The following is a 25,134-nucleotide window of genomic DNA, read 5'->3' on the forward strand; positions in this document are numbered from 1 at the left end:
GTCGAAAAGAGAAATCCATGGACGTCGAAATCGTAGGCAAGTTGTTGTCCACCCTTCCCGCCGATGACGATCACCCGTATCGCACCGGCCCGTGGCAACCGCAGACTACCGAGTTCAAAGCGGACAACCTCGAAGTTGTGTTCGGAGAGGTTCCGAAAGACCTCGACGGTGTCTACCTGCGAAATACCGAGAATCCGCTTCATCCCTCGATGAAGGCGTATCACCCCTTCGACGGTGACGGCATGATTCACATCGTGGGTTTTCGCGACGGAGAGTCGTTCTACCGCAACCGATTCGTACGTACGGACGGTTTGGCGGCCGAGCAGGATGCCGGCGCTGCGTTGTGGGCAGGGCTTGCCGAGTCTCCCAAACTCAGTCGCCCCGAGGGAGGCAAAGGTGCCCGCACCCGGATGAAGGACGCGTCCAGCACCGACGTCGTTGTTCACCGGGGAACCGCTCTCACCAGCTTCTACCAGTGTGGGGATCTGTATCGCCTCGATCCGATGTCGGCGGAGACACTCGGAAAGGAAAGCTGGAACGGCAAGTTCCCCTTCGAATGGGGTGTGTCCGCGCACCCGAAGGTGGACGACAAGACCGGAGAAATGCTGTTCTTCAACTACAGCAAGGAAGCGCCGTACATGCATTACGGCGTCGTGGACTCGGCCAACGAGTTGGTCCACTACGTCGACGTCCCACTTCCCGGTCCGCGCCTGCCGCACGACATGGCCTTCACGGAAAACTACGCGATCCTCAACGATTGCCCCCTGTTCTGGGATCCGGTTCTGCTCGAGAAGGGCGCGCACGTCGCGAATTTCCATCCCGAAATCCCGCTGCGTCTCGGAGTCATCCCACGCCGCGGAAACACCGCTGACATCAAGTGGTTCGAGGCCGATCCGACCTATGTCCTGCACTTCGTGAACGCCTACGAAGAGGGTGACGAAATAGTTCTCGACGGTTTCTACCAAGGTGACCCGGAGCCGTCGGACAACGGCATGGGCAATCAGTGGGAACGTGCCTTCCGTTTTCTCGCTCTCGATCGTATGCAGACCCGGCTGCACCGCTGGCGATTGAACCTGGTCACCGGAGCTACGCGTGAAGAGCAACTCAGTGACTCGATCACCGAATTCGGCATGATGAACGGGAATTTCGCGGGCGAGAAATATCGATACGCATACGCGGCTTCGGGTAAGCCGTCGTGGTTCCTGTTCGACGGATTGGTCAAACACGACCTGCTGACGGGCAACGAGGAACGATTCACCTTCGGTGACGGTGTGTACGGCAGCGAGACTTCGATGGCGCCGCGCGTGGGTGGTACCGCTGAAGACGACGGCTATCTCATCACGTTGACCACTGACATGAACGAGGATGCGTCCTTCTGCCTGATCTTCGACGCCGCCCGCGTCGGAGATGGTCCTCTGTGCAAACTTCGCCTTCCCGAAAGGATTTCGAGTGGCACGCACTCGACGTGGGCTCCGGGTGCCGAACTCCGACGCTGGCAGAGTGCCGACACCGCAGCCGAAGCGGTCGGATTGTGACGGCCACGCCCGACTCGGGCTCCTGGGAGATCTTGCGGCAGGTGGTGATCGGCGCACGAGACCTGGACAAGACCGGTCGGCAACTACGTGAAGCGCTGAATCTCGCTGCCGGATTCGCGGATCCGCTGCTCGAAGACATCGGATTGGCCGACGAGACCCTCGCCGTCGGGCCGCAAGCCTTTCTGGAGATCGTCGCACCGCTCGACGAGACTGTCTCGCTGGCGAGATGGATCCGAAAGGGCGGAGGGGAGGGCGGTTATGCACTCTCGATCCAGGTATCGAACATCGAGCCCTATCTGGAACGTGCAGTTGCGGCCGATGTTCGGACAGTGGCCGATCTCGAGGCCTACGGTCACCGGATCGTCCAGCTCCATCCCGGTGATCTCGGACTGCTCGTAGAACTCGACGAGATTCCCGACGCCGACGAGTGGTTCTGGGATGAGACGGAGAAGGAGGTTTCGGTCGATCCATGGGTCGACGACATCCTCGGCGTCGACGTGTCCTCTCCCGATCCGGCCAAGACGGCGGCACTGTGGGTTGAGGTGTTCGGAAAGAAACCCGTTTCGACGCAAACACTCTCGATCACGCTGGGATCGCGCGTCGTGTCGTTCGTTCCGGGGGAGCGGTCGATGCTCAGTGCAATCGATCTGGCGGCGTCGAGCGGCGCGTCTGCCGTCGAGCCCGGTCTGAGTCTCGGCGGCGTCGAGTTCCGGATTCACCCACGCTGAGCTTGCCTCACATCGAACGACAGAAATGGGGGCCGATCGCTCGAAGCGATCGGCCCCGATTTCTTGTCATGGACTCAGGCGAAGTCCTGCCGCAAGCGAGTTTTGAGAAGCTTTCCACTCGCGTTGCGTGGCAGCTCCTCGACGAACCGAACTGCACTGGGGCACTTGAAGTGAGCCAGCCGCTCGCGTGACCACTCGATGATCTCAGCTTCGGTGGCACCAGAATCGCCGGCTCGAACGACCACCGCAATGGGAGCCTCACCCCAGCGATCGGAGTGGACGCCGACCACTGCGACTTCCCGGATTCCAGGGTGCCCCGAGAGAACGCTCTCCACCTCGGCGGGATAGACGTTCTCACCGCCGGAGACGATCATGTCCTTGAGACGGTCGTGGAGGTAGAGGTAACCGTCCTCGTCGAAGGATCCTCCGTCTCCAGTTCGGAGCCAGTCTCCGTCCAACATGGTGGCCGCCGTCGCTGCCTCGTTGCGCCAGTAGCGTTTCATGACGTGAGCGCCGCCGATGACGACCTCGCCGCGGCTACCGACCGGGACGTCCTCGAGCGTCACGGGATCGACGATGCGGATGGGTACGCCGAACATCGGCTGCCCGACGGACTTCAACCTATGCGCGGTCGACTCGTCGGTCGCCCGATGGTCGTCGGGCGTCAGCATGGTGACGCCGCCGGTTGACTCGGTGAGTCCGTATGCCTGCAGGAAACTACATCCGAATACCTTCGTCGCATCTTGCAACAGGGGCAGTGGCATCGGCGCGGCTCCGTAGACCAGGAACTGCAGGGCACTCCAATCTGCCTCGCGCACAGCAGGTAGGGAGGTCAGGACGCTGATCACTGCGGGAACGGCGACCGCATGCGTGACCTTGTACTCCTGCATCAGCGCGACGAGTTCGAGAGGCCCGGCGATGGTCTCGAGCAGTAGAGCGCCACCGCCGAGCGTCGTGACGAGGGCAAGACCGAGCCCCGCGACGTGGAAGAACGGAACCGGGCACATAGCCACGGAGTCGGTGTCGAGATCGAGTAGGTGATACATGGTGGCAAGAGCTCGGCCGAGGTTGGCGCCGGTGAGCTCGATTCCCTTGGGATGACCGGTGGTTCCCGACGAGTAGAAGATCAGCGCTGTGTCGTCGGGACGACGCGATGACCCTGGATCTTCGTCCCCGACACCGGACAGCCAGTCATTCCACGAGACCGAGTTTCCGGTGCCGTCGACTGTGACGACGGTTCGGACGCTACCGACCGCCGCCGCGACGTCGGAGAGGCCCTCATCGCCTGCTCCGAGGACGACGACGGTCGGCTCGCTGTTGCTCAGGATGTAGTCGACCTCACCCGGTGCCAGCCGATTGTTGACCGCCGTCAGAATCGAGCCCATTTTCGAAGATCCGTACAAGGCGGAGAGGAAGGACGGTGCGTTGGTGCCGATGTACGCCACCCGGTCGCCGGGTCGAACACCATCGCGCAGAAGTGCATTCGCCACTCGGTTGGCTTCGACGTCCAGCTCGCGAAAACTGGTTCGACCGTCATCGGAGATGACGGCGGTGCTGTCCGGGGTCGCAATGGCCCGGCTGCGGAGTAGGTCTTCCAGATTCTGTACGGGACGTCCGTCGGGCAGGAGCGCGTTCACGGAAGGTTCAGGGGCGGAAGGTTCACGGGTGGCAGTCGAATCTACGGCCGTCGGCTGAGTTGTCATGCTGAATGCTCCAATCTGAAGGGGGCAAAGACAGGGGGTTCGAAAATGCCGGCGGGAGCGGCGAGTACATGCTCGACGGCGCGTAGTGCCGGGCCTGCGGTGATGAATTGACCGGCCGTTGTGCGACTGTTCGGATCTTGCGGTTCGACCAGATTGACGGTCATCACGATCTCGGGTTTGCCGAAGAGGTGGACTTCCCATTGGTCCCGTTCCGCGTATTCCTCGCGATCAGGTTCCATGGTCCAGATGATGGCGAGGGTGAGGAACTGCTTTCCGTCGACCATTGCGTGCCAGCGCCATTCGGTGGTTCCGACGGTTCCGGCCGCAATGCGTCCGGCAGCGACGTCGAGATCCGTACGCGCGGGAAGCGCCTTGTGATCAGAGACGACCTCGTCGTAGGTGACGCCCAGGCGCTCGCACATGAACGCGATGGTCTCGAGGTACAGCGACGCGTACAGCGAGGGCAACGGCCCGGTTCCGTCCAGTTCCTCCGGGGGCGAGCCCATTCCCATGACGGTGAACGCGAAGTCGGGGTCGGGCATGCCGCGAGCATCGAGCACCTCGTCGATCGTGATTCGGTCGAGTTCGATCGATGTTCCCGTCAGAGCCAACGCCAATCGCTCGCCGATGACACCTGGGCTCACACCAACCCCGTAGAGCGTCGAATCGCCTTCCTTGCATGCTTGGGCGAACATGTGCTCGCGCTCGGTGCCGTGTGCGCGGGGGAAGTGCTGCCCGGCCGTCGTGATCACGTTGATCCCGGCTCGAAGCAGACGGCACAGATCGTCGTCGTGGCGTTCGTACGGAATCTGCAACCGCGGACTGTGGATGAGAACCTGTGGGCGCGAGCGGATGATCTCGTCCACGTCACGTGTAGCGATCACCCCCGTCGGTGCGCGTCTGGCGATGTCACCGGCGTCTCGACCTGCCTTGGCGTCGCTGTAGACGTACAGGCCGACCAACTCGAGGTCGGGACGATCGATGATTCCGCGCAGCGCCGTCTTGCCGATGGCGCCGGTCGCCCACTGGGCAACACGAATCGGATCGCTCATGATCGGGTGGTCAGTTCGCCGGCGAAGAGGAGCTTGCCCAGTCCGCGTTCGTACCGAATCGGGTCGCGGGCCAGGCGCGCACGTGCGTCGATTGCCATAAAATCGGTGTCGCACGTCCACTCGCCGCGTTGCATGGCGGCGAGTCCGGTTGCCGCGATGTCGAGGGGGTTTTCCTTGTGGCCCTGCACATGTGACGCCATGCGGGTGTCGACGCTGCCGACGATCAACGACGTGACGGTGATGCCGTGCGGTTCGAGTTCGGCGCGAGCGATTCCGCCGAGCGACAGAGCAGCCGCCTTGGCCGGTGAATAGCCACCCATGAAAGCGGTCGGAGCGATTGCGGCCACCGACAGGACGTTGACTATCGATCCTCCGCCACGGGCGGCGAGCACCGGCGCGAAGGTTCGGATCATCGTCAGAGGCCCGAAGTAGTTGACCTCCATCTCGGCTCGCGCAGCCGCTTGATCGTCGGCCTCGATCAACCGATTTCCGGTGAACAGTCCGGCATTGTTGACGACCACAGTGGTGTCACCGCACGCCCTGGCCGCTGTGTCGACGAGTCCTGGATCGGTCACGTCGAGTTCGACGATGTGCGCTCCGGTGGCTCGCAGCTCGGCCGGTGCCTCGTCGGGATTTCTCACCCCCGCATAGATTTTGGTTGCACCCATCGATCTCGCCTGGTGGACGAAGGCGAGCCCGAGTCCCCGATTGGCGCCGGTGACGAGGACGGTAGCGCCCGCTATCGGAGTTCCGCGAAACGTTGTCATGAGTGCTCCTGTGCCTGTGGGGTGTCGGCGGCTTGTCGGGTGTAGATGAGGTCGTCGGGAAATTTCTTGCTCTTCTTCAATGACGATTCGGGTGCGAGCATCCCGAAGATCCAGCCTTCGGCAGTGGCCATGTCGTGGTTCCAGTCCCACCGCAGTGCGCGGTGGCGGATTCCCCACCTGCCGTCCTCGAAGCCGAAGCGGTCGATCAAGCGCGCCGAGGTGAGTGTGTCGGCTATGCCGTCCGAGTGCTTGATTCGTGCGAATGCGAGGACGTAGGACTCGACGTGTGCGGTGTCCCCGTCGAGTTCGATCAAGACGTTGGTCAGGGCGTGGGTCGTCAGCGACCGCGGGTGCGTTATGGCCCCGGCGATGTGGTCGACGTACTCGTCGGCAGTGCCGGTGAAGACCCCGCCGTGGTCTTCGGTTGCGCCGGGTAGGTAGCAATGCCGGGCGTCCTCGACGTCGCCGCGATCTGCGGCTCGGAGGAAACGCGCCAGAACTTCGTAGATTTCCTGCTTGGCGACGAGGGCTTCGATCGGGCTGTACTCCCGAGTGCCCGGGCCCCCGCCGGTATCGACTGCGCGAATGTCGTTGGACCTCACGATGATGTCCCTTCTCGGCCCCGGAGCGGAGCCGCACGTTGACGGAGTGCCTCTGCTTACTGTAGTAATCTCTATCACACTGTTAATTGAAGTGTCACGAGGAGGTGAACCAATGCTTGGAACCACACCACCCGCACAACCCGCGAATGACCCGGTCGTACTCACGCTTTCCGGCGTATCGATCGAATTCGGCGGTGTCACCGCTCTCGACGACGTCGGCTTCGACGTCCGCGCCGGACAGATCTGCGGGCTCATCGGACCCAACGGCGCTGGTAAGACCACGCTGTTCAACTGCATCACAAGGATTTACGAGCCGAGCCGGGGCGTCATCACCTGGCAGGGAACCGATCTACTCGGGCTGCGCCCCTATGCGCTCGCTTCGGCCGGGATCGCTCGAACCTTCCAGAATCTCGCACTGTTCAGCGGCATGAGCGTCTTCGACAACACCATGGTCGGCGGATCGTCTCGGGGTCGCTTCGGGCTGGCGAGCGGGCTTCTCGGCTGGCCTCCAGCGCGCGCTCGAGTCCGAGAACTGCGAGAGAAGGCCTGGTATCTGCTCGAACGCCTCGAACTCGTCGACGTCGCGAACGCACCTGCGGCAGGACTTCCGTTCGGAACACTCAAGCGCGTCGAACTGGCGCGAGCATTGATGTCCGAGCCGTCGCTACTCCTGCTGGACGAACCTGCCGGTGGGCTCACGCACAGTGAAGTCAAGGAACTGGGAGAACTGATCGTCTCCCTCCGTGACGACTTCGGCTTCGGTGCGCTTCTGGTCGAACACCACATGGGATTGGTGCTCGGGATCTCCGATCACGTTGTAGCCCTGAACTTCGGCCACAAGATTGCCGAGGGAACTCCGGCCGAGATCCAGCAGGATGACGCCGTGATCAACGCGTACCTGGGGCGTGCCGCATGACGCTGTTGAAGGTCGACGATCTGCATGCCGGCTACGGGCGAGGCAATGTACTGCACGGGGTTTCGCTCGACGTCGAACCTGGCGGGGTCGCTGTGGTTCTCGGCGCGAACGGCGCCGGAAAGACCACCATGATGCGTGCGCTGGCCGGGTTGATTCCGCATCAGGGAACGATCACCTTCAACGGTTCGCCGTTGGGGTCCAAACCGGAACGCGCGGTGGCTGCCGGCGTGAGCCTGGTACCGCAAGGCCGCGGAACTCTCGGTCAACTGTCCGTTCGTGACAATCTGCTCGTCGGCGCTGCGTTGCGTAAGGACAAGGCGGAGATCGCAGCCGACATCGAGCGGTGGTGCGAGACGTTTCCGGTGCTCGGTCGTCGCTCGACGCAACTGGCGGGCTCACTCTCGGGCGGCGAACAGCAGATGCTCGCGGTCGCGCGCGCATTGATGAGCCGTCCCACACTGCTTCTGTGCGACGAACCCAGCCTGGGTCTGGCACCCATCGTCATCGCCGAATTGTTCGACACGCTCGGTGCGATCAACCGCAGCGACGGAACTGCACTGCTGATCGTGGAACAGAATGCCGATCTCGCAATGAAACTTGCGTCGAAGGTCTTCCTGCTCGACGTCGGCACCATCGTCGCTGCCGGAACGCCCGAGGAATTTCGTTCCGACGACGTCGTGCGCAGCGCTTACCTCGGGTATCAGGAGTAAACGGTGACACTCTTTCTCGAACGACTCATTTCCGGATTGACCAACGGGTCCATCTACGCAATTCTCGCCCTCGCACTGGTTGTGGTGTTCCGCGCCACCGGCACGATCAACTTCGCTCAGGGCGAGTTGGCTCTGTTCACGACCTTCGTGGCGTGGTGGCTCACGACGATGTCCTGGCCGATCTGGGCCGCGATCGGAGCGGCTCTCGCTCTCGGCTTCTTGCTCGGTGCATTGATGGAGCGTCTGCTGATCCGGCCGGTTCAGCGGAGAAGCGACATGGCAGTGCTGATCGTGGCACTGGGATTGTTCACCGGGCTCAACTCGTTGGCCGGAATGCTGTGGGGGAGCGATACGAAGATCATGCCGAGTCCGTTCCCCAACGGTCCGACCGATTACATCTCGGTGGGCGGTGCGCGTGTGTACGGCGACGCGCTGGGTGTACTCGTGGCGCTGGTTGTCCTACTTGTGTTGATGTCCTTGCTCTTTCGCAAGACCAGGGTTGGTCTGCACATGCGCGCTGTCGCGGACAACGCCGAATCGGCAACCCTCGCTGGAGTTCCGACCAGCCGGATACTCGCAATCGGTTGGGGTGTTGCGGCAGCGATCGGCGCACTGGCCGGTGTCCTGGTCACTCCGCTCTCGCCGCAACAACTCGGTCTCACGACCATGTTTCCGATCTTCATCGCAGCATCTGCGGCCGCACTGTTCGGAGGACTCGACAGTCTTGTCGGTGCCGTGGTCGGTGGGTTGACGATCGGTGTCCTGGAATCGATGCTCAGCGGCTACATTTCGGCCATCGGCGGTTCGCTTCAGCAGACCTCCGCTCTGCTGATCATCGTGGTGATCCTCTTCGTCAGACCCAATGGACTGTTCGGTACCAAGAAACTGGAGCGAGTATGACGACGCTTGCCGAGAGAAATGAACCCGCCGTCGCCGAAAAGGCGGTCAGGCAGCCGCGTGTGGTGGTCGCCGGATCGACGTCGTACCGGTTACTCCAGATGGGGCTGTTGGTGGCAGCCGTCTGTGCTTTGCTTCTCGCGTCACAAAGTGCGCCGTTTCGCGTAGGGCAGTTCACGAGCGTCTTCATCATCGCGATTGCCATTGCGGGACTGAATATCGTCAGTGGATACACGGGACTGCTGTCGATCGGGCATTCTGCCTTCTTCGGCCTCGGCGCGTACACGACCGGCGTGCTGATCGTCGATCGCGGATACTCGCCGTTGACCACGATCCCGATGGCAGTCGTATTATGTTTTGTACTAGGGCTTCTCGTCGGTCTTCCGTCGTTGCGGATCAAGGGGCTGTATCTGGCTCTCGTGACACTCGCTGTCGCTGTGGCGTTTCCCGAAGTGATCCGCAAGTCCGGCGATCTGACCGGTGGTGCTGCCGGAATGGTGGTTCGTGCAAATCTACTGGTCCCGCCGAAATGGACTGGTTTGACTCGCGCGGACACATATCTGTGGATCTTCTGGGTGTCGGTCGTGACGCTGGCAATTGTCATGCTCCTGATTCGCAATCTCGTCAAGAGTCGATTCGGTCTGGCTATGGTCGCGGTGCGCGACAACGAGATTGCGGCGAGCGCAAACGGCATCAACGTCGCGCGGGTCAAGATTCTCGCTTTCGGGCTTTCCGGCGCGATCACCGGCCTGGGAGGTTCGCTGTTCACGATGTACATCGGCGCGCTCTCTCCCGAGTCCTTCTCGCTGATGAAGTCGATCGAGTTCATCACCGGCCTGGTGTTGGGCGGAATCGCAACCCAATTCGGCCCGATCGTGGGAGCAACGGCAGTGGTGTTCTTGCCGTACTACACCGGAAGCGTCACCGACGGCCCCGTGTCGGGAGTGGTGTTCGGCGCGGTGCTGATCGCGATCGTGTTCTTGATGCCGGACGGAATCGTCGGTCGGATCAACAGCGTCCTACGACGATTCGTCCTCGTGGTTCCCGCAGATCATCCCAAGTATCGCGAGGGCGAACCTCGCACTTGAGCACCATCTCCCTCGCCCACTCTCGTTTCTCTCAACTCACAGCAAGGAACTGGACGACATGAAAAGGCAGACCACGATTCCCGCAGTCATCGCCGCTGCGGCACTACTCCTCACGGCCTGCGGAGGTAGCTCCGATGCAGAGAGCAACACGTCGACATCAGCCGGTGCAGTCTCGGTCGACGACTGCAGCGATCCCAGCGGTGCCGCAGCGCCGATCACCGACAAACTCACGGTGGGATGGAGTGGCCCGACATCCGGCCCGCTTGCCGACGCGGTCGGCAACGTGATCGAAGGAATGCGAGCACGGTTCGAGGTGGCGAACGCGGCCGGCGGTGTCGGCGGTGTCAAACTCGACGTGGTGGTCAAGGACGACGCCTTCTCCCCGGAGCGCGCCAAAGCCAATGTCGGAGAGTTCATTCAGAAGGACAAGGTCGATGTTCTGGGCACGTTCGGAGCCGGTCAGTTGAATGCCATCGCGGACGATCAGACCACTGCCTGTGTGCCACTGCTCTTTGCGCAGGCAGGGATGCCCGAGTTCCGGGTCATCGAAGACTTCCCGTGGACAACGGAGTATCTACCGGATCCGGGCATCGAGATGGAGGTAGTCGTCGAGAGTCTGAAGAAGAAGTATCCGGACGGCGCCAAGGTCGCATTGGCTACGAACCAGACCGAGTCGGGACAGGGAATCGCCAACGGCTTCAAGTCCGCGATCGAAGGAACCAACTTCGAGATCGCTGCCGAGGAGGCGTTGACCGACCCCAAGACGGCGGCATCGACCCTCAAGGCCAGTGGCGCCGAGGTGTTGGTGGTGGCCGGTGTCACCACTGACTGCCTCGCGATCACTCAGGCGATCGGACGTGTCGGATGGAAGCCCGACACCGTGATTCAGCCGTCGAACTGCGTCGACGGTGCGACCCTGTACGCGCCCGCCGGTGATGCTGCAGACGGGCAGCAGGTGATGGTGTGGCTCAAGGATCCCAACAACGCTCTCTACAAGGACGATGCGGCGGTACGTGACTACCTAGCGGGTGCAGCTGCTCACGGTGCCGATTCCCCGACCAACAGCTACACCGTGAACGGATGGGCCATCGGTGACCTGTTGGTGGACAACTTCACTCGGGCCTCCGAGTCTTCTGACGGACTCTCTCGCGCCACCATCATGAGTGCCGCGCGTACGCAGGACTACCACCCGCCGATGTTCATCGACGGAATCAAGTTCACCATGACCGCCGATCATGCGCTGGGCATCTTGGCATTCCAGCCGTTCGAGTGGAATGCCGCTACCCAGGCATTCGAGAAGCAGGGCGACGTGATCGACATTTCCGGCCGTTACGAGAACTGAAGCGAGTGCGCGAATGAACAAGACACACAGGGGATTGCATCCTCGCGGCAAGGTGGACGAATACACCTCGAAGGGGTGGTGGTCCGACGAGACGATCGATCAGGTGTTCCGGGCGCAGGTGCGGGTCCGCGGCGACGAACTCGCGGTAGTTGATCCGGCGAACCGGACTGAGTTGTCCGGCGGAGATCCACGACGCCTCAGTTGGAACCAACTGGAGAGCGAAGTCATCGCGCTCGCTGCCCGCTTCTCCGAGGTGGGTTTGGGCCGGGGAGATGTTCTGGGCGTGCAGATGCCCAATACCGTCGAATTGGTCGAGGTCTACCTTGCAGCATGGTCTCTGGGGATCGTGGTCTCGCCCTTGCCCATGCAGTACCGCGAACGTGAAGTGGAAGGAATGGCAAACCAGGCGGCGTTTGCAGCATTTGTCACCGTACCCAGTTTTGGTGACAGACTCCCTGCTACGGAGATCGCCGCAATCAGATCTCGGATTCCCTCTCTGAGATCGGTGTTCGCCTACGCTCCCGCGTCCGAGCTTGCGGCTCAGCTTCCCGCCGGTGTCGTGGGGCTGAGTCCTCGGGCGGCCACCGAAACACAGCGCAGTGAATTGGATGAACGAAACACCGAAGATCCCAACGACCCCAACGATGCGATGACGATCTGTTGGACCTCCGGGACCGAAAGCGAACCGAAGGGGGTCCCGCGTTCGCACTACGAGTGGCTGGCCATCTGCTGGGCCACGATCGACGCTCCCGACATCGTCGTCGGCGACGTCTTGTTGAACCCGTTCCCGATGGTCAACATGGCCGGAATCAACGGAATGTTCTTGCCGTGGCTCCGCACGGGATGTGTACTGGTACAGCACCACCCGTTCGACCTTCGAGTGTTCCTCGGGCAGATCGAGGCCGAGCGAGTGACGTACACAGTAGCGCCGCCTGCGCTGTTGTGGATGCTGCTCGCCGACGAGTCGATGCTCGCGGCGGTCGACCTGTCGAGCTTGACCCGTATCGGTTCGGGTTCGGTGCCACTGCAACCTCCGATGGTGCGGGGATGGCAGGAGCGATACGGAATCGGAGTCATCAACTTTTTCGGATCCAACGAAGGCATCAGTCTGCTCTCCTCGCCTGCGGACATGCCGGATCCGGACGACCGCGCACGGTACTTCCCCCGCTTCGGTGTCGAGAACTTTCGCTGGAGCACCAGGATCTCGGACTGGATGGCCGTTCGCTTGGTGGACGTGGTCACCGGCGAGGACATCACCGAAGTCGGGTACCCGGGTGAGTTGCGAATCAGCGGACCGACGGTCTTCGCCGGCTATCTCGGCGATCGACCGTCGCCGTTCGACGAACGCGGATTCCTCTGCACCGGAGACATCTTCGAGATCGCCGGTGATCACGGGCAGTTCCTCCGCTACCTGGATCGAGGCAAGGACCTCGTGATCCGCGGCGGAATGAACATCGCCCCAGCCGAACTGGAGGGTTTGATCGCCGAGCATCCGGCAGTTGCGGATGTGGCCGTCATCGGCGACCCCGACGAAGTGCTCGGTGAGCGCGTCGCAGCAGTGGTCACGCTGCGGCCCGAGACGGAACTCGAACTGGACGCTCTGGTCGCGTTCCTGAAGGACAAGCGCATCGCGTCGTACAAGCTTCCCGAACGGCTGGAGATTCGGAAAGAGTTGCCGCGCAATTCGACCGGAAAGATCCTCAAGCGTGAACTTCGACAGAAGAGTGTGGCATGAGTGTGATGAACGACAGTGAAAAACTTGCGCTGGCGCGTGAGATGTTCCAGGCCTGGGACGTCATGGATTGGACACGCGTCGTCGACCTGTTCGCCGAGGACGGTGTGCTCCACAGCGTGATGCAGGAACCTCTTGTCGGCAAGGAAGCTGTCGCGGGCCGAATTGCGTTGCTGGCAAGCAAGTGCGAACGGATCACCTTGAAAATCGAATCTCTCGGCGTGATCGACGGCAGGGTATTCGTGCAGCGAGTCGACGACTTCCACTTCGACGGTACCCACGGCGTCGTGCCTGTTGTCGGAATCCTCACCATGGCAGACGGACGGATCACCGAGTGGCTCGAATACTACGACCGTCCGACACTGTTGAAGGGAATGGGTCTTGTCTCCGATTTCGAGTAGCGGGATTTCGAGTAGCGGGATTTCGAGTAGCGAGACTTCGAAGCGAGGAATGCCGACTGTCGACATCTCCCTGGGTTTGTGGCAGGACCGTCCGCCGCGCGAGGTGACCGTCACTGCGCGCCTTGCCGACAAACTGGGGTTCGGCCGAGTGTGGGTGGGGGAGATGGCGACGTACGACGCCTTTGCGTTGGCTACGTCGGTCGGCGCCGGCTTCGAGCGCTCCGAGTTGGTGGTCGGCCCGCTGGCAGTGACGGTTCGTGATCCGGCGATGATCGCGATCGGGGCGGCGTCGGTAGCGGACTTGACCGGGCGTCACGTGTCGATCGCGTTGGGAACGTCCAGCACTGTCGTGGTCGAAAAATGGCATGGGCGAAGCAGATCCGGGTCGGCACGTGCACTCGCGGAGTCCGCCCGCGGTGTGCGAGCGCTGATGAACGGCGAGCGGGGCGAAGTCGCCGGAACGGTGATGCGGACCAGTGGATACCGACTGCGCCTTCAGCCGCCGGGTGGCCGGTTGATCGTTGCGGCATTCGGAGACAAGGCGCTTCGGGCAGCCGTGGAGTTGGGTGACGAACTGGTGCTCAATCTGGTGAGTGCGGAGCAGGCCGGTCGTTTGATCTCGCGATGCAAGGAGATCGCGGCCGAGTTGAAGACGGGCATGCCCGTCGTGTCGGTGTGGGCACCGGCTGCTGTCGCCGAGAATGGACCGTCGCAGGTCTCGATCGACCAACTCAGACGTGGGCTTGTTCCGTATCTCGCTGCCCCCGGATACTCGGACATGTTCGTCCGCGCAGGCTTCGCAGACGTGATCGAGGCAGCGAGGGCCGGAGCCGCACCGCGAGAGCTCTTGAGTCAGGTCTCCGACGCCATGGTGGCGATGGTGGGAATCGTGGGAACTGCGTCCGATGCTCGCGCGCAACTCGAGGCGTACCGAGCGGAGGGTGTGGATACCGTCGTGGCCGTGCCTTCATCCACTGATTCGGACCCGGCCGGGCAAGTGACCATGGAACTTCTCGCCGAGATGGCATGACGAATCCCCGACGAACTTACTCTCAGGTAAGTTCGTCGGGGATATGTCGAATCGGAGGAGTTGCCGTGAGTGATCGTGTTCGTGTCGAGGTAGTGCAGTCGGTGGCGTACGTAACGCTGAACCGACCGGAGAAACTCAACGGTCTCGATTTGGACATGCTCGACGCGCTGGTGAATGCCGCTCGAACGATCGAAACCGATCGTTCGATTCGGGGTGTAGTTCTGCAAGGCGCGGGTGACGCATTCTCTGCGGGGTTGGACTTCGCTTCTGCGGGCAAGCAACCGAGGCGGATGGCAAGGGCCTTTGCAAAATTCGCCGGTCAGAAGACCAACCTGTTTCAGCGCGCGTGCTGGGTGTGGCGCGAATTGCCCGTGCCGGTCATCGCGGTCGTTCACGGCCACTGCTTCGGTGGGGGACTGCAATTGGCGCTCGCCGCAGACTTTCGCTTTACCACCCCTGATTGCACGTTCTCGGTGATGGAGGCGAAGTGGGGATTGATTCCAGACATGACCGGGACGATCACGATGCGTGAACTCGCGGCAATGGACGTCGTGAAACGCCTCGCCATGACGGCGGAACTGTTCGACGGAAATAAGGCTCTCGAGTGGGGTTTCGTGAGCGGAGTCAGCGACAATCCGCTCAAGCCGGCACAGGAACTGCTGTCGCAGATCATGACTCGCTCGCCGGACGCCGTCGCAGCAACGAAGATGTTGTTGCACAAGACCTGGAACCGATCGCCTCGCTGGGCATTCTGGATCGAATCGCGGATCCAACTGGCTTTGATGCGGGGTAGAAACCACAAGATCGTGCGTACCGCGAACGGTGCGAAGAAGTTGCCGGAGTTCGCCATTCGGAAGTTCGGCTGACGAACTCCGGCATCGCGGCGCCGTGCGGCGTCCACGTCGAGGTTGATCACAGCATCAGATCTCGTCCTGATCGGTCTTTGATGAGCATCGTTGCGACGAAGGACACCGCGGCCAACAGGGCAAGATAGATCGAGATGGCCAGAGTGCCACCTGTTCTGCCGAGGAGCCACTGCGCGACGGTTGGCGCGAAAGCGCCACCGAAAATGGTGCCGACGGCGTAGGAGATCGACGCGCCGCTGTAACGGATCGATGCCGGGAACAGTTCGGCGAACAACGCCGGCTGAGGTCCGTAGGAAAGCCCGAGTCCGACCGAGAAGAGGATCATCGCCACGTAGATCCAGCCGAGATTTCCGGTGTCGATGAGGAGGAAGAACGGCACTGCGAACAGGATCATTGCGAGGTTGCCCACGTTCATCACCGTGGTGCGGCCGCGCCGATCCGACCAGTAGGCGCCGATCATGGTGAACACGCCCCACGTGACGGCACTGGCGAGCGTGGCAATCAGTAGTTCCGTCTTACCCAGGCCGTACGTCTTGGTCGCGTACGCGACGATGAATCCACCGATCACCATGTAGCCGTTGCCGTTTGTGCCGATGAAGGACAGGGCTGCGAGTACGACCTGCTTGGGGTGCTTCTTGAAGAGCGTGCGGATAGGCGTATTGCTCTCGGAGCGGCGTTCCTTGAGTTCGGCGAAGACGGGTGACTCACTGACCCTGCTTCGGATGTAGAAGCCGACGCCGATCAACACGACGCTGAGCAGGAACGGCACTCGCCATCCCCAGGTGGTGAACTGTTCGTCAGTGAGGGTGAACGTGCACAGTGCCAAAACACCGGTGGCGAGCAACATTCCGAGCGGTACACCCATCTGGACGAAGGCACCGAAGAACCCTCGGCGTTTGGTGGGTGCATGTTCGACGGCAAGAAGAGCGGCCCCGCCCCATTCGCCGCCCGTCGAGAATCCCTGCACGATTCGGAGAAGTATCAGCAGGATCGGCGCCCAGATTCCGATCGAGGCATATGTCGGCAGTACACCGATCAGGACCGTCGCGGCGCCCATCATTGCCAGAGTTGCCACCAGCACGCGCTTTCGGCCGAGTCGATCACCGAGATAGCCGGCGACGATGGCGCCGAGTGGACGGAAGACGAAGCTGATGCCGACCGTGACGTAGGAAACGATCTGACCTGCCGAGCCCATCGGCTTGAAGAACAGGTCCGCAAAAATCAGCGCTGCGGCTTGGGCGTAGATGAAGAAGTCGTACCACTCGACGGTGGTGCCGACCATCGACGCCATCGCGGCGCGGTCGTACTCCTTCGCGGCGGGTTTGGTGTCAGTTCTGGTAGTGGTCATCGAGCTACTTTCTGCCAGTCACGTGGCCCACCGAAGAGGTGAACTGCGAAGTCGGAACAGGGGAGAAATACTGTTCGATCTGCGACGTTGCCGGTGTGCTCGGTGCATGCTTGTGGCTGACTCGGAGCGTTCCTGCGCGATCCCATTGTCAATATCGGCAACCGAATGATCGGTAGGTAATGAATTATGCAGAAGTGTGTGCGTCAACACAAGAGGTGTCGGAAAGGTCTGATTATCCGGTGCGGAGCGTGCGAGAAATCAGGCGCTCAGTTTTGGGGCGACGCGGCAATGCGCAGGTCGATTTCCCGGGCGCTGAGGAGGTGGTCGAGGACAAGAACCGCGCAGCCGAGAATGCCGGATTGTGCGCCGTGGCTGACCGATGCGATCTGCAGCTTTCGGGTGGCCAGCGCCGTTGCATTGCCGTACACGGACTCTCGAAGCCCGGCGAGGAAGAGTTCGTCCGCCTCGGCCATGTCGCCGCCGATGATCAGGACCTCGGGATTGAGGAGGTTGACCGCGCCGGAAATGACGTCGCCGATCAGTCGACCGCTACTTCTGATGAGTCGGCGTGCCTCGCTGTCGCCGTCCAGAGCGAGGCGGACCACGTCACGCACGTGCCCGACGCTTCGGCCCTGATCTCGGAGGGCGTGCACGAGAGCCCAACCGCTGGCGACGGTTTCGACGCAGCCGACGTCGCCGCACCGACATTTCATGCCGCGTGCCGCAGCAGTTTTCGTGTGCCCGATCTCGCCGGAGGCTCCGAGTGAACCGCGTTGGAGGACTCCGCCCAGGACGATTCCCGCGCCCAATCCTGTCGATGCCTTGATCATCAGGAGGTTGGGCGCGCTCTCGCGGCGTTCGCTCAATTCGGCCAGAGCCATCACGTTGGCATCGTTGTCGGCAAAAAGTGGTGCCGTCGTCACCGATGTCAAGTACGGGGCGAGGGCAACTCCGTCCCATCCCGCCATCATCGGAGAATCGAGGCTGGCTCCTGCGGCGACGTCGACGGTTCCCGGAATGCTCAGTCCGACTCCGATGACTTCGGTCGACTTCCGCTGGACCCGGGCCAGCAGTGACGAGAGATGCTCGGCAATTTCGGGCATCAGTTCGTCCGGGCCGACTCCGACCGACTTGTCGATGTCTTCCGCGGCGAGGATTGTGCCCGCCAGGTCGGTGACGGCAAGTTGTGCCCGCGATCGACCGATCGCCACGACGAGAACCACGCCGGACGATTTCGCGAACGTGAGAGTGGACGGAGGCCGGCCGCCTGTCGACGGACCCTCGTCGTCATCGGCGATCAAACCAAGCGATTGAAGTGCGGCAACCCTGGCCGATACTGCCGTCCTGGACAGGCCGGTGAGCTTCCCGATCTCGCTGCGAGTGGTCGCTGAACCGCTGCGTATCAGCGTGAATACCTCTCCCGCGGTAGCCGGAGTCGTGGACGGTCGGGTCATTGTCCTATTCAAGCATTCCTCGTCGGTAACTTCAGTGCGAAAGTTCCCTGACTTTGTCCACAAAAAGACGTAAGTAGGTCTTGTGAAAAAGCAGAAGTAGGCATAGTCTGTGTCTTGACTCACTGCCACGGGCGTCCGAGGAGACGAGTCGCAGTTTCTGTGAAGCAGGGCGCACAAACAGGGGAGAACCTGATGAGCCGCACCGATACACAAGAGATCGTCGAGTTCGCACGTAAGTGGCAGCAGTTCGACGGTGGACCTGACGAAGAGATCTTTGTAACTTTCGGCCTCGCACCGGACGAGTATTTCCGCAGGCTGCAGGCGATTCTCGACGACGGCGTCGCAGCGCTTACTCCGCCGGTCACCGGCGAACTCGCTTCGGTCTGCGCACATCGACTCGGCCGATCGGCCACGCGTCGATAAGTCCGACCCGGCGTAAGTCCCGAGTCACCCGAATCCGTTTCACCCGAGTAAGGAATTGAGGTCGCCATCATGCACAAGCACCTTCCGATGCCGTACCCGACCGCCGAAGTGTGGGATTGGCAGCTGCAGGGAGCGTGCCGCGGGCACGACTCCGCGGTGTATTTCCACCCGGACGGCGAGCGCGGACATGCTCGCGAGAACCGTGAACGCAACGCCAAGAAGGTCTGCGGAACGTGCCCTGTTCTCCAGCAGTGCCGCGAACACGCACTGTCCGTCCACGAGCCGTACGGCATCTGGGGTGGAATGACGGAGACCGAGCGCGCAGAATATGTGCGATCGCTGCGAAAGCGCAGCAACCGGATGCCCGCGGTCGCCAACGCGAGCTGACGGTCCTTCGGAAAGGACTCCAGTGTGACTCTCGTTGCCGGTATCGATTCGTCTACCCAGTCGTGCAAAGTCATTGTCCGTGACGCCGATTCGGGCAAACTGGTACGAGAAGGACGAGCGGCTCATCCAGTCGGTACCGAGATAGATCCGGCACGCTGGCTCGAGGCGATGGACAGTGCAATCGCCGCGGCGGGTGGGCTGGACGACGTTGCAGCCGTTTCCGTCGGAGCTCAACAGCACGGCATGGTGTGTCTGGACAACGGCGGCGAGGTCGTCAGGCCGGCGTTGCTGTGGAACGACACTCGTTCGGCGAAGGCTGCGGCCGATCTGGTCGACGAACTCGGCGGATCGAAGGAATGGGCCGACGCCGTCGGAGTCGTTCCGGTCGCCGCGGTCACGGCAAGCAAGCTTCGATGGCTGGCAGATCACGAACAGGCCAACGCCGATCGCACTGCCGCGGTGTGTCTTCCGCACGACTGGCTGTCCTGGAAATTGGGCGGGTCAGGTTCGTTGAAGGAACTTGCGACAGATGCGGGCGACGCCAGTGGAACCGGCTATTACGCTGCCGCGACGCGCGAATACCGTACCGATATGTTGGCGTTGGCATTTCGCGATCGAACCCCACAGGTTCCCCGAGTTGCAGCGCCGAACGAACAGATCGGAAGCACTCGCTCCGGGGGAATCATCGGGCCGGGCACGGGTGACAATGCCGCAGCCGCACTGGGTTTGGGTGCAGTCCCCGGTGACGTGATCATCTCGATCGGAACTTCCGGCGTCGTGTCCGCTGTATCAGTAACGCCCACACACGATCCCAGTGGAAACGTGGCCGGATTCGCGGACGCAACCGGACTGCACCTGCCACTGGTGTGCACTCTCAACGGAGCTCGCATTCTTGATGCGACGGCATCCATTCTCGGCGTCGATCACGCCGAACTGTCCAGGTTGGCGCTGACCGCGCCCCTCGGAAACGACGGTCTGGTCATGATTCCGTACTTCGAGGGTGAACGGACGCCCAACCGGCCCGATGCCACGGGAGCCATGCACGGTTTCCGTTTGGAGAACTCGACGCCTGCGCACTTTGCGCGAGCCGCAGTCGAAGGTCTCCTGTGCGGCTTGGCCGACGGCGTCGACGATCTGGTTCGTCAGGGCGTCGAGGTGAAGCGAGTTCTCCTCGTGGGAGGCGGAGCCAAGTCTCGTGCTCTCTGTGAGATAGCGCCGGCAATTCTCGGGGTGCCGGTCGTGATCCCTGCTCCGGGTGAGTACGTCGCCGAGGGAGCCTGCAGGCAAGCAGCATGGACACTTTCCGGGGACGCGCAGCCGCCGGTGTGGCCGAAACCGGAAGAGCGGCGATTCGACGCCGAACCAGCTCCCCACGTGCGTGAGCGTTACGCGTCGTTGCGCGAACTCACCGAAGGCGTGTAACCACAGAGCCTGACACCGTCCGCTCGGTTAGGGTGACTCCGTGGACTTGTTGGTAGGTATAGACATGGGGACGGGTAGCAGCAAAGGGGTTCTAGTGACCCCTGACGGTGTGGTCCTGGCAACCGAGCAGATCGATCATCAGATCTCGATGCCCCGGCCCGGGTGGGCCGAGGTGGACGCCGAGAAGATGTGGTGGTCCGAGGTGTGTGAGATCTCGAAACGTCTAGTGGCGCAGGTTCCTACGAACGCCAAGGTGGCCGGCGTATGTGTCAGTGGCGTCGGTCCGGCATTGGTGTTGTGCGACAGTGAACTTCGTCCTGTTCGTCCGGCTATCCTCTATGGAATCGACAGTCGAGCCTCGGCAGAAGTGGCCTCGCTGACCGAATTGTTCAGCGAGGAGGCAATACTCGATTGTGGTGGCAAACTCCTGTCGAGTCAGGCCGTCGGACCGAAGATCGAGTGGGTGCGCATCCACGAACCGGATATTTTTGCCGCGGCGACGCGGTGGTACGGCTCGAATTCGTACATCGCCGCAAAGCTGACCGGCGAGTACATTCAAGATCATCACACGGCCAGTCAGTGTGATCCGCTCTATTCGGTTCGAGACTTCAGCTGGAAATCCGATCGGCTCGATCGCATTCTGGGACATCTGGAATGTCCACGTTTGGTATGGCCGAGTGATGTTGTCGGACTTGTGCACGCCCGCGCAGCCGAGCAGACCGGACTACCGGCCGGCACTCCTGTTGTCGCGGGTACCGTCGACGCCTTTTCCGAGGGGTTCAGTGTGGGTGCCCGTCACCCAGGGGATCTCATGCTCATGTACGGGTCGACGATGTTCCTTGTGCAGGTGCTCGACAAGTTTCACAGCAACCCGGCATTGTGGACAACCGCGGGCGTTCAGAAGAACACTCTGGCACTCGCGGCCGGCACATCCACCGCCGGAAGCTTGACCGGATGGCTTCAAAAGCTCACCGGTGATGCACCATTCGAACAGTTGCTCGCCGAAGCTGAGGCGGTGCCGGCCGGCGCCGAAGGGTTGTTGATTCTTCCGTACTTTGCCGGCGAACGTAGCCCCGTGTTCGACCCCAAAGCCAGAGGCGTTGTCGCAGGACTCTCATTGCGCCACGGCCGGGGGCATCTGTTTCGTGCTGCCTACGAGGGCATTGCCTTCGGGATCCGTCAGATACTCGAAATGTTCAGTGACACAGATGAGCCCGTCCGGCGCACGATCGCTGTGGGAGGTGGCGTCAAGAGTCGGGTCTGGACACAGGCGATCAGTGACATCACCGGACACACACAGTTGGTTCCCGCTCAGACCATCGGCGCCAGCTACGGCGACGCGTTGTTGGCTGCGATCGGGACCGGACTTGTTGCGCCGGATACCGATTGGACGACTCTGTCGCACGAAGTAGTGCCGAACGCAGCCAACAGCGCGATGTACGAGGATTTGTATCAAACGTGGTTGACGCTGTACCCGTCGACGAAGGAACAAATCCACGCCCTCGCCGAATTCGGCTGAACCGCCCACTGGCTGCGGCCGTTCAGCTTACGAGGTAACCGCCGTCGATGGGAAGATCGGTTCCGTTCACCATGGCTGCGGCGTCCGACGCCAGCCAGACGACGGCCTCGGACACCTCGTCCGGCACGGCAAAGCGGCCACTCGGGATACGATTCAACATCGGTGCAGCCTTGTCGTGCTCACCCCATACCGTCTGGCCCATCTCGGTGAGTACAACCGTCGGGCAGACCGAATTCGCCCGGACGCCGCGGTTACCCAACTCCAAGGCAAGCACTTTGGTGGCCATCACCAAACCAGCCTTTGCGATGCAGTACGAATAGTGTTCGGGCAACGCGCGTAATGCTGCTGCTGACGCAACCGTCACGATGGCTCCGCCGCCCGCATCGGCCATGGCTGAGCCGATCTTCGCGGCGAGCAAGGCCGGGGCACGGAGGTTGACGTTCAGAACCGCGTCGAAGTTGGGTTCGGTTATGGCGGTGACAAATTCGGGATACGAGATTCCAGCGTTGTTGACCAGCACATCCAGTCCACCGAATACCGCGAGAGACTCTTGTGCGACCTGGGTCGGTGCGTCGGGGGATGCGAGGTCTGCAACGAGAATCTCGGCGCGCACGCCAAAACTGTCGCTGAGTCTGTCGGCCAGCGTTGTGAGTTCGGAACGGCTACGACCGGAGACGATTACGTCCGCACCGGCTTGGGCGAAGGCGTGTGCGATTTGCGTGCCGATGCCTTTCGAGGCTCCAGTGACAAGAGCGCGTTTTCCGTCGAGCGGACGCGCTGACGCAGTAGGCATGGCAAAGCCTTTCGAAGTTACTCGACCGCAAGTATCTGTTGTGCGGTGGTGGGGTCGGTGACAAGTTGATTGAAGTACCGGCTGCGCGCACCGGCGATGATGGGAGCGACTTTCTCGGCACCGACGGCCACGGCGATGCCCACCGGGATATCTTGCAGTGCAGACAGTTCGAGCGCAATAAGACGTTCGCTACCGGGGAAGTCGACGGTGTTGCCGTCACGATCGTAAAAGCGAGAGCAGATGTCGCCCACGGCTTCTCGAAGCGACGACGACGTTATCGGAACGAACTGCGGAATGTCGGCGCGCAGTAGGGGGGGAGCGCCGATGCCCATGAGGATAGCCCGAGCCCGTGGCCACAGGCCGAGAACTCGCTGTATGGCCGGATCCTTGGTGAGGGTCGGATACAGATCGGGACCTGGAAGCGCCGGCGCAAAAAGATAATTCGGACGTCCGCCGATCTTGTTCGAGATCAAGCGGGTGATCTCGTTGGTCTGGTACCACTCTTCTGGTTGGTCGTTGCCACCGACAGTGGGAGCGACGAGGACTCCTGGAATGGGTGTCAGATCGTATTGCGCGACTTCGTATACCGTCCGCCCGGAGGACACGAGCAGTACGTCACCTGGCACGAGGCCGGCGCCGGCGAGCGCCTCGGCCGTCGCCGGGGCGAGTACCGATCCCATGACGTCGACCGTGCCCTTCTGCTGCGCCGGAGTGGGTAGAGGACCAGAGAGGTACACGCGATGCAGTCCGAGCTTGACGCGCAACCGCTCGGCCAGGCTCCCATGCGCTTCTTCCTGAGGTGGCACAACTTGGATGCGGACTATGCCCTGTCTTCGCGCCTCGGAAAGCATGCGACTGACGGTAGCGCGGCTGGTGCCGAGGGCTTTTGCCACTTCGGCCTGAGTGGCGTCTTCGTCGTAGTAGAGCTTGGCCGCGGTGTAGAGCAACGCGTGCGTGAATGTGCTGTTTGTGCTGGTCGATGTCGAACCGGCAGGCGTGGACGCGGGTAGTGGCATCGCGTCTGAGCTGCTGATCGGCATGACAGAAAGGTACCGCATGAACAGATGCTCACGCACCTAGTTCACGTGAACAATTGTGCTGGACATATGTAATCCGATCCGATACTGTGACCGCCGACACATGAAATTGTGTTCACGAGCAGCTACTGGACCAGCGCTTTGCGCCCCATCCAGACCTGATCCCCAGAGGAGACAAAGATGTCCGAGACGATGAAGGCGGTCATCTGCCACGGTCCGCGCGACTATCGACTCGAAGAAGTGCCGAAGCCTGTACCGGGCCCTGGTGAAGCGCTGGTTCGGGTCGAAGCAGTCGGAATCTGTGCGAGCGACCTGAAGTGCTATCACGGTGCAGCAAAATTCTGGGGCGACGAAAACCGTCCGGCCTGGGCCGAGACCGAGGTCATTCCGGGGCACGAATTTGTCGGTGAGGTTGTCTCGATCGATGCGGAAGGGTCGAAGCGCTGGGGGATTCAGGTGGGCGATCGTGTGGTCTCCGAACAAATCGTTCCGTGTTGGGAATGCCGTTACTGCAAGCGCGGGCAGTATCACATGTGCCAGCCGCACAACCTGTACGGATTCAAGCGAGTCACCCCTGGCGCGATGGCCGAATTCATGGTCTATCCAGTGGAAGCTTTGGTGCACAAGGTATCCAAGGATCTGCCGGCAGCACATGCTGCGTTTGCAGAGCCGCTGTCGTGCTCACTGCACGCCGTGGAACGGGCTGGAATCACCTTTGACGACGTTGTCGTCGTTGCGGGCTGCGGGCCGATCGGGCTGGGGATGGTTGCCGGTGCGCGGGCAAAAAGCCCGGCGCACGTGATCGCTCTCGACATGGCACCGGAAAAGCTCGAGCTCGCCAAACTGTGCGGAGCCGACATCGTGATCAACATCGCCGACGAAGATGCCGTGCAGATCGTCAAAGATCTCACCGATGGTTATGGAGCCGATGTCTATCTTGAGGGGACAGGCCATCCGTCTGCAGTTCCCCAGGGCCTCAACATCTTGCGCAAGCTCGGCACCTACGTCGAATACGGGGTGTTCAAAGACGACGTCAGCGTCGACTGGAGCATCATCAGCGACGACAAGGAACTTGACGTACTCGGGGCGCACCTGGGGCCCGACTGTTGGCCGGCCGCAATCCGGATGATCGAGTCAGGCCTGCTGCCGATGGACAAGATCTGCACGCATCAGCTTCCGTTGGAAGACTTCCAGCAGGGACTCGATCTGGTGGCCAGTGGCACCGAGTCCGTGAAGGTTTCACTCATTCCCTGACGGTTCGCACACTCGACCTGTGCCGCAGGTCGTTCGAGATCCCCACCCATCCATTCAGCGGAGAATCAACATGAGTCGTTTCACACCCCGCGTCCCATTCAGCGGTGGTCCACAGCTCTCGCGTCGAG

The 25,134-nt window shown here is 61.7% G+C and carries 24 protein-coding genes; 16 read left to right on the forward strand and 8 right to left on the reverse strand.

The genetic code is table 11. The features are described from left to right. Positions 1-17 precede the first annotated feature (17 nt). Both ACFT1A_RS06790 and ACFT1A_RS06795 read left to right on the forward strand, forming a co-directional pair. Positions 18-1,535 carry a carotenoid oxygenase family protein gene (locus ACFT1A_RS06790; RefSeq protein ID WP_378446347.1) on the forward strand — a complete coding sequence of 506 codons (1,518 nt, stop codon included), beginning with the start codon at positions 18-20 and terminating at the stop codon, positions 1,533-1,535. Beyond that, entirely contained in the window at positions 1,532-2,263 is a 732-nt protein-coding gene (locus tag ACFT1A_RS06795; protein ID WP_378446348.1) for a hypothetical protein, read from the forward strand. Before ACFT1A_RS06790 ends, ACFT1A_RS06795 begins: the two co-directional genes overlap by 4 nt. Before the next feature lie 74 nt (positions 2,264-2,337). On the opposite strand, the gene ACFT1A_RS06800 is transcribed toward ACFT1A_RS06795, so the two are convergent. From ACFT1A_RS06800 to ACFT1A_RS06815, 4 genes are read right to left on the reverse strand one after another with little or no spacing between them, the layout of a single operon-like run. Beyond that, complete coding sequence (locus tag ACFT1A_RS06800; RefSeq protein WP_378446349.1) at positions 2,338-3,966, reverse strand: long-chain-fatty-acid--CoA ligase; 1,629 nt, start codon at positions 3,964-3,966, stop codon at positions 2,338-2,340. After that, entirely contained in the window at positions 3,963-5,018 is a 1,056-nt protein-coding gene (locus ACFT1A_RS06805; RefSeq protein WP_378446350.1) for a dihydrodipicolinate reductase, read from the reverse strand. Before ACFT1A_RS06805 ends, ACFT1A_RS06800 begins: the two co-directional genes overlap by 4 nt. After that, positions 5,015-5,785: an SDR family oxidoreductase gene (locus tag ACFT1A_RS06810; RefSeq protein WP_378446351.1), complete on the reverse strand. Its 771-nt coding sequence runs from the start codon at positions 5,783-5,785 to the stop codon at positions 5,015-5,017. The genes ACFT1A_RS06805 and ACFT1A_RS06810 overlap by 4 nt, the downstream gene beginning before the upstream one ends. Further along, on the reverse strand, positions 5,782-6,387 hold the full coding sequence (locus ACFT1A_RS06815) for a nuclear transport factor 2 family protein (RefSeq protein WP_378446352.1): 606 nt from the start codon (positions 6,385-6,387) through the stop codon (positions 5,782-5,784). The genes ACFT1A_RS06810 and ACFT1A_RS06815 overlap by 4 nt, the downstream gene beginning before the upstream one ends. Positions 6,388-6,499: 112 nt before the next feature. On the opposite strand from ACFT1A_RS06815, the gene ACFT1A_RS06820 reads away from it, so the two are divergent. The 9 genes from ACFT1A_RS06820 (at position 6,500) to ACFT1A_RS06860 (ending at position 15,369) form a co-directional block, all read left to right on the forward strand. Further along, positions 6,500-7,303, forward strand: a complete 804-nt coding sequence (locus ACFT1A_RS06820) for an ABC transporter ATP-binding protein (RefSeq protein WP_283302193.1) — start codon at positions 6,500-6,502, stop codon at positions 7,301-7,303. Then, positions 7,300-8,013: an ABC transporter ATP-binding protein gene (locus ACFT1A_RS06825; RefSeq protein ID WP_378446353.1), complete on the forward strand. Its 714-nt coding sequence runs from the start codon at positions 7,300-7,302 to the stop codon at positions 8,011-8,013. The genes ACFT1A_RS06820 and ACFT1A_RS06825 overlap by 4 nt, the downstream gene beginning before the upstream one ends. 3 nt (positions 8,014-8,016) lie before the next feature. Next, positions 8,017-8,913, forward strand: coding sequence for a branched-chain amino acid ABC transporter permease (locus ACFT1A_RS06830; protein WP_230814402.1), 897 nt, complete (start codon positions 8,017-8,019; stop codon positions 8,911-8,913). Then, positions 8,910-9,998 carry a branched-chain amino acid ABC transporter permease gene (locus ACFT1A_RS06835; protein ID WP_378446354.1) on the forward strand — a complete coding sequence of 363 codons (1,089 nt, stop codon included), beginning with the start codon at positions 8,910-8,912 and terminating at the stop codon, positions 9,996-9,998. Before ACFT1A_RS06830 ends, ACFT1A_RS06835 begins: the two co-directional genes overlap by 4 nt. A gap of 58 nt (positions 9,999-10,056) precedes the next feature. Next, positions 10,057-11,340: an ABC transporter substrate-binding protein gene (locus ACFT1A_RS06840; RefSeq protein WP_378446355.1), complete on the forward strand. Its 1,284-nt coding sequence runs from the start codon at positions 10,057-10,059 to the stop codon at positions 11,338-11,340. A gap of 13 nt (positions 11,341-11,353) precedes the next feature. After that, positions 11,354-13,075 (forward strand): class I adenylate-forming enzyme family protein, encoded by a 1,722-nt coding sequence (locus ACFT1A_RS06845; protein WP_378446356.1) that lies wholly within the window; start codon positions 11,354-11,356, stop codon positions 13,073-13,075. Then, a complete protein-coding gene (locus tag ACFT1A_RS06850; protein ID WP_378446357.1) occupies positions 13,072-13,473 on the forward strand; it encodes a nuclear transport factor 2 family protein in 402 nt (133 codons plus the stop codon). The genes ACFT1A_RS06845 and ACFT1A_RS06850 overlap by 4 nt, the downstream gene beginning before the upstream one ends. Positions 13,474-13,522: 49 nt before the next feature. Then, a complete protein-coding gene (locus ACFT1A_RS06855; RefSeq protein ID WP_378446358.1) occupies positions 13,523-14,503 on the forward strand; it encodes an LLM class F420-dependent oxidoreductase in 981 nt (326 codons plus the stop codon). Between the two features lie 65 nt (positions 14,504-14,568). Then, a complete protein-coding gene (locus ACFT1A_RS06860) occupies positions 14,569-15,369 on the forward strand; it encodes a crotonase/enoyl-CoA hydratase family protein (protein ID WP_378446359.1) in 801 nt (266 codons plus the stop codon). 46 nt (positions 15,370-15,415) lie between these two features. Here ACFT1A_RS06860 and ACFT1A_RS06865 read toward each other — a convergent pair whose 3' ends face one another. Beyond that, on the reverse strand, positions 15,416-16,717 hold the full coding sequence (locus tag ACFT1A_RS06865) for an MFS transporter (protein ID WP_378446360.1): 1,302 nt from the start codon (positions 16,715-16,717) through the stop codon (positions 15,416-15,418). Between the two features lie 266 nt (positions 16,718-16,983). Next, positions 16,984-18,171, reverse strand: a complete 1,188-nt coding sequence (locus tag ACFT1A_RS06870) for an ROK family protein (protein ID WP_378446361.1) — start codon at positions 18,169-18,171, stop codon at positions 16,984-16,986. A gap of 192 nt (positions 18,172-18,363) precedes the next feature. Between ACFT1A_RS06870 and ACFT1A_RS06875 the strand changes: the two genes are divergently transcribed. The 4 genes from ACFT1A_RS06875 (at position 18,364) to ACFT1A_RS06890 (ending at position 21,922) form a co-directional block, all read left to right on the forward strand. Further along, positions 18,364-18,594: a DUF3263 domain-containing protein gene (locus tag ACFT1A_RS06875; protein ID WP_378446362.1), complete on the forward strand. Its 231-nt coding sequence runs from the start codon at positions 18,364-18,366 to the stop codon at positions 18,592-18,594. Between the two features lie 69 nt (positions 18,595-18,663). After that, the gene (locus ACFT1A_RS06880; RefSeq protein WP_230814392.1) at positions 18,664-18,981 is read left to right on the forward strand and encodes a WhiB family transcriptional regulator; all 318 of its coding nucleotides are present in this window, start codon (positions 18,664-18,666) and stop codon (positions 18,979-18,981) included. A 24-nt stretch (positions 18,982-19,005) separates the two neighbouring features. After that, the gene (gene xylB, locus ACFT1A_RS06885; RefSeq protein WP_378446363.1) at positions 19,006-20,403 is read left to right on the forward strand and encodes a xylulokinase; all 1,398 of its coding nucleotides are present in this window, start codon (positions 19,006-19,008) and stop codon (positions 20,401-20,403) included. Between the two features lie 40 nt (positions 20,404-20,443). Next, positions 20,444-21,922: an FGGY-family carbohydrate kinase gene (locus ACFT1A_RS06890; protein ID WP_378446364.1), complete on the forward strand. Its 1,479-nt coding sequence runs from the start codon at positions 20,444-20,446 to the stop codon at positions 21,920-21,922. A 22-nt stretch (positions 21,923-21,944) separates the two neighbouring features. Here the strand turns inward: ACFT1A_RS06890 and ACFT1A_RS06895 are convergent, their stop codons facing one another. After that, positions 21,945-22,715, reverse strand: a complete 771-nt coding sequence (locus ACFT1A_RS06895; RefSeq protein ID WP_378446365.1) for an SDR family NAD(P)-dependent oxidoreductase — start codon at positions 22,713-22,715, stop codon at positions 21,945-21,947. Positions 22,716-22,732: 17 nt separating this feature from the next. Beyond that, positions 22,733-23,755: a sugar-binding transcriptional regulator gene (locus tag ACFT1A_RS06900; RefSeq protein WP_378446366.1), complete on the reverse strand. Its 1,023-nt coding sequence runs from the start codon at positions 23,753-23,755 to the stop codon at positions 22,733-22,735. Positions 23,756-23,932: 177 nt separating this feature from the next. Here ACFT1A_RS06900 and eltD point away from each other — a divergent pair, with 177 nt between their 5' ends. Further along, positions 23,933-25,006, forward strand: a complete 1,074-nt coding sequence (eltD, locus tag ACFT1A_RS06905) for an erythritol/L-threitol dehyrogenase (protein ID WP_378446367.1) — start codon at positions 23,933-23,935, stop codon at positions 25,004-25,006. The last annotated feature ends 128 nt before the right edge of the window (positions 25,007-25,134 follow it).

Source organism: Rhodococcus sp. NPDC057135, from assembly GCF_042670865.1.
GTDB lineage: Bacteria > Actinomycetota > Actinomycetes > Mycobacteriales > Mycobacteriaceae > Rhodococcus_F.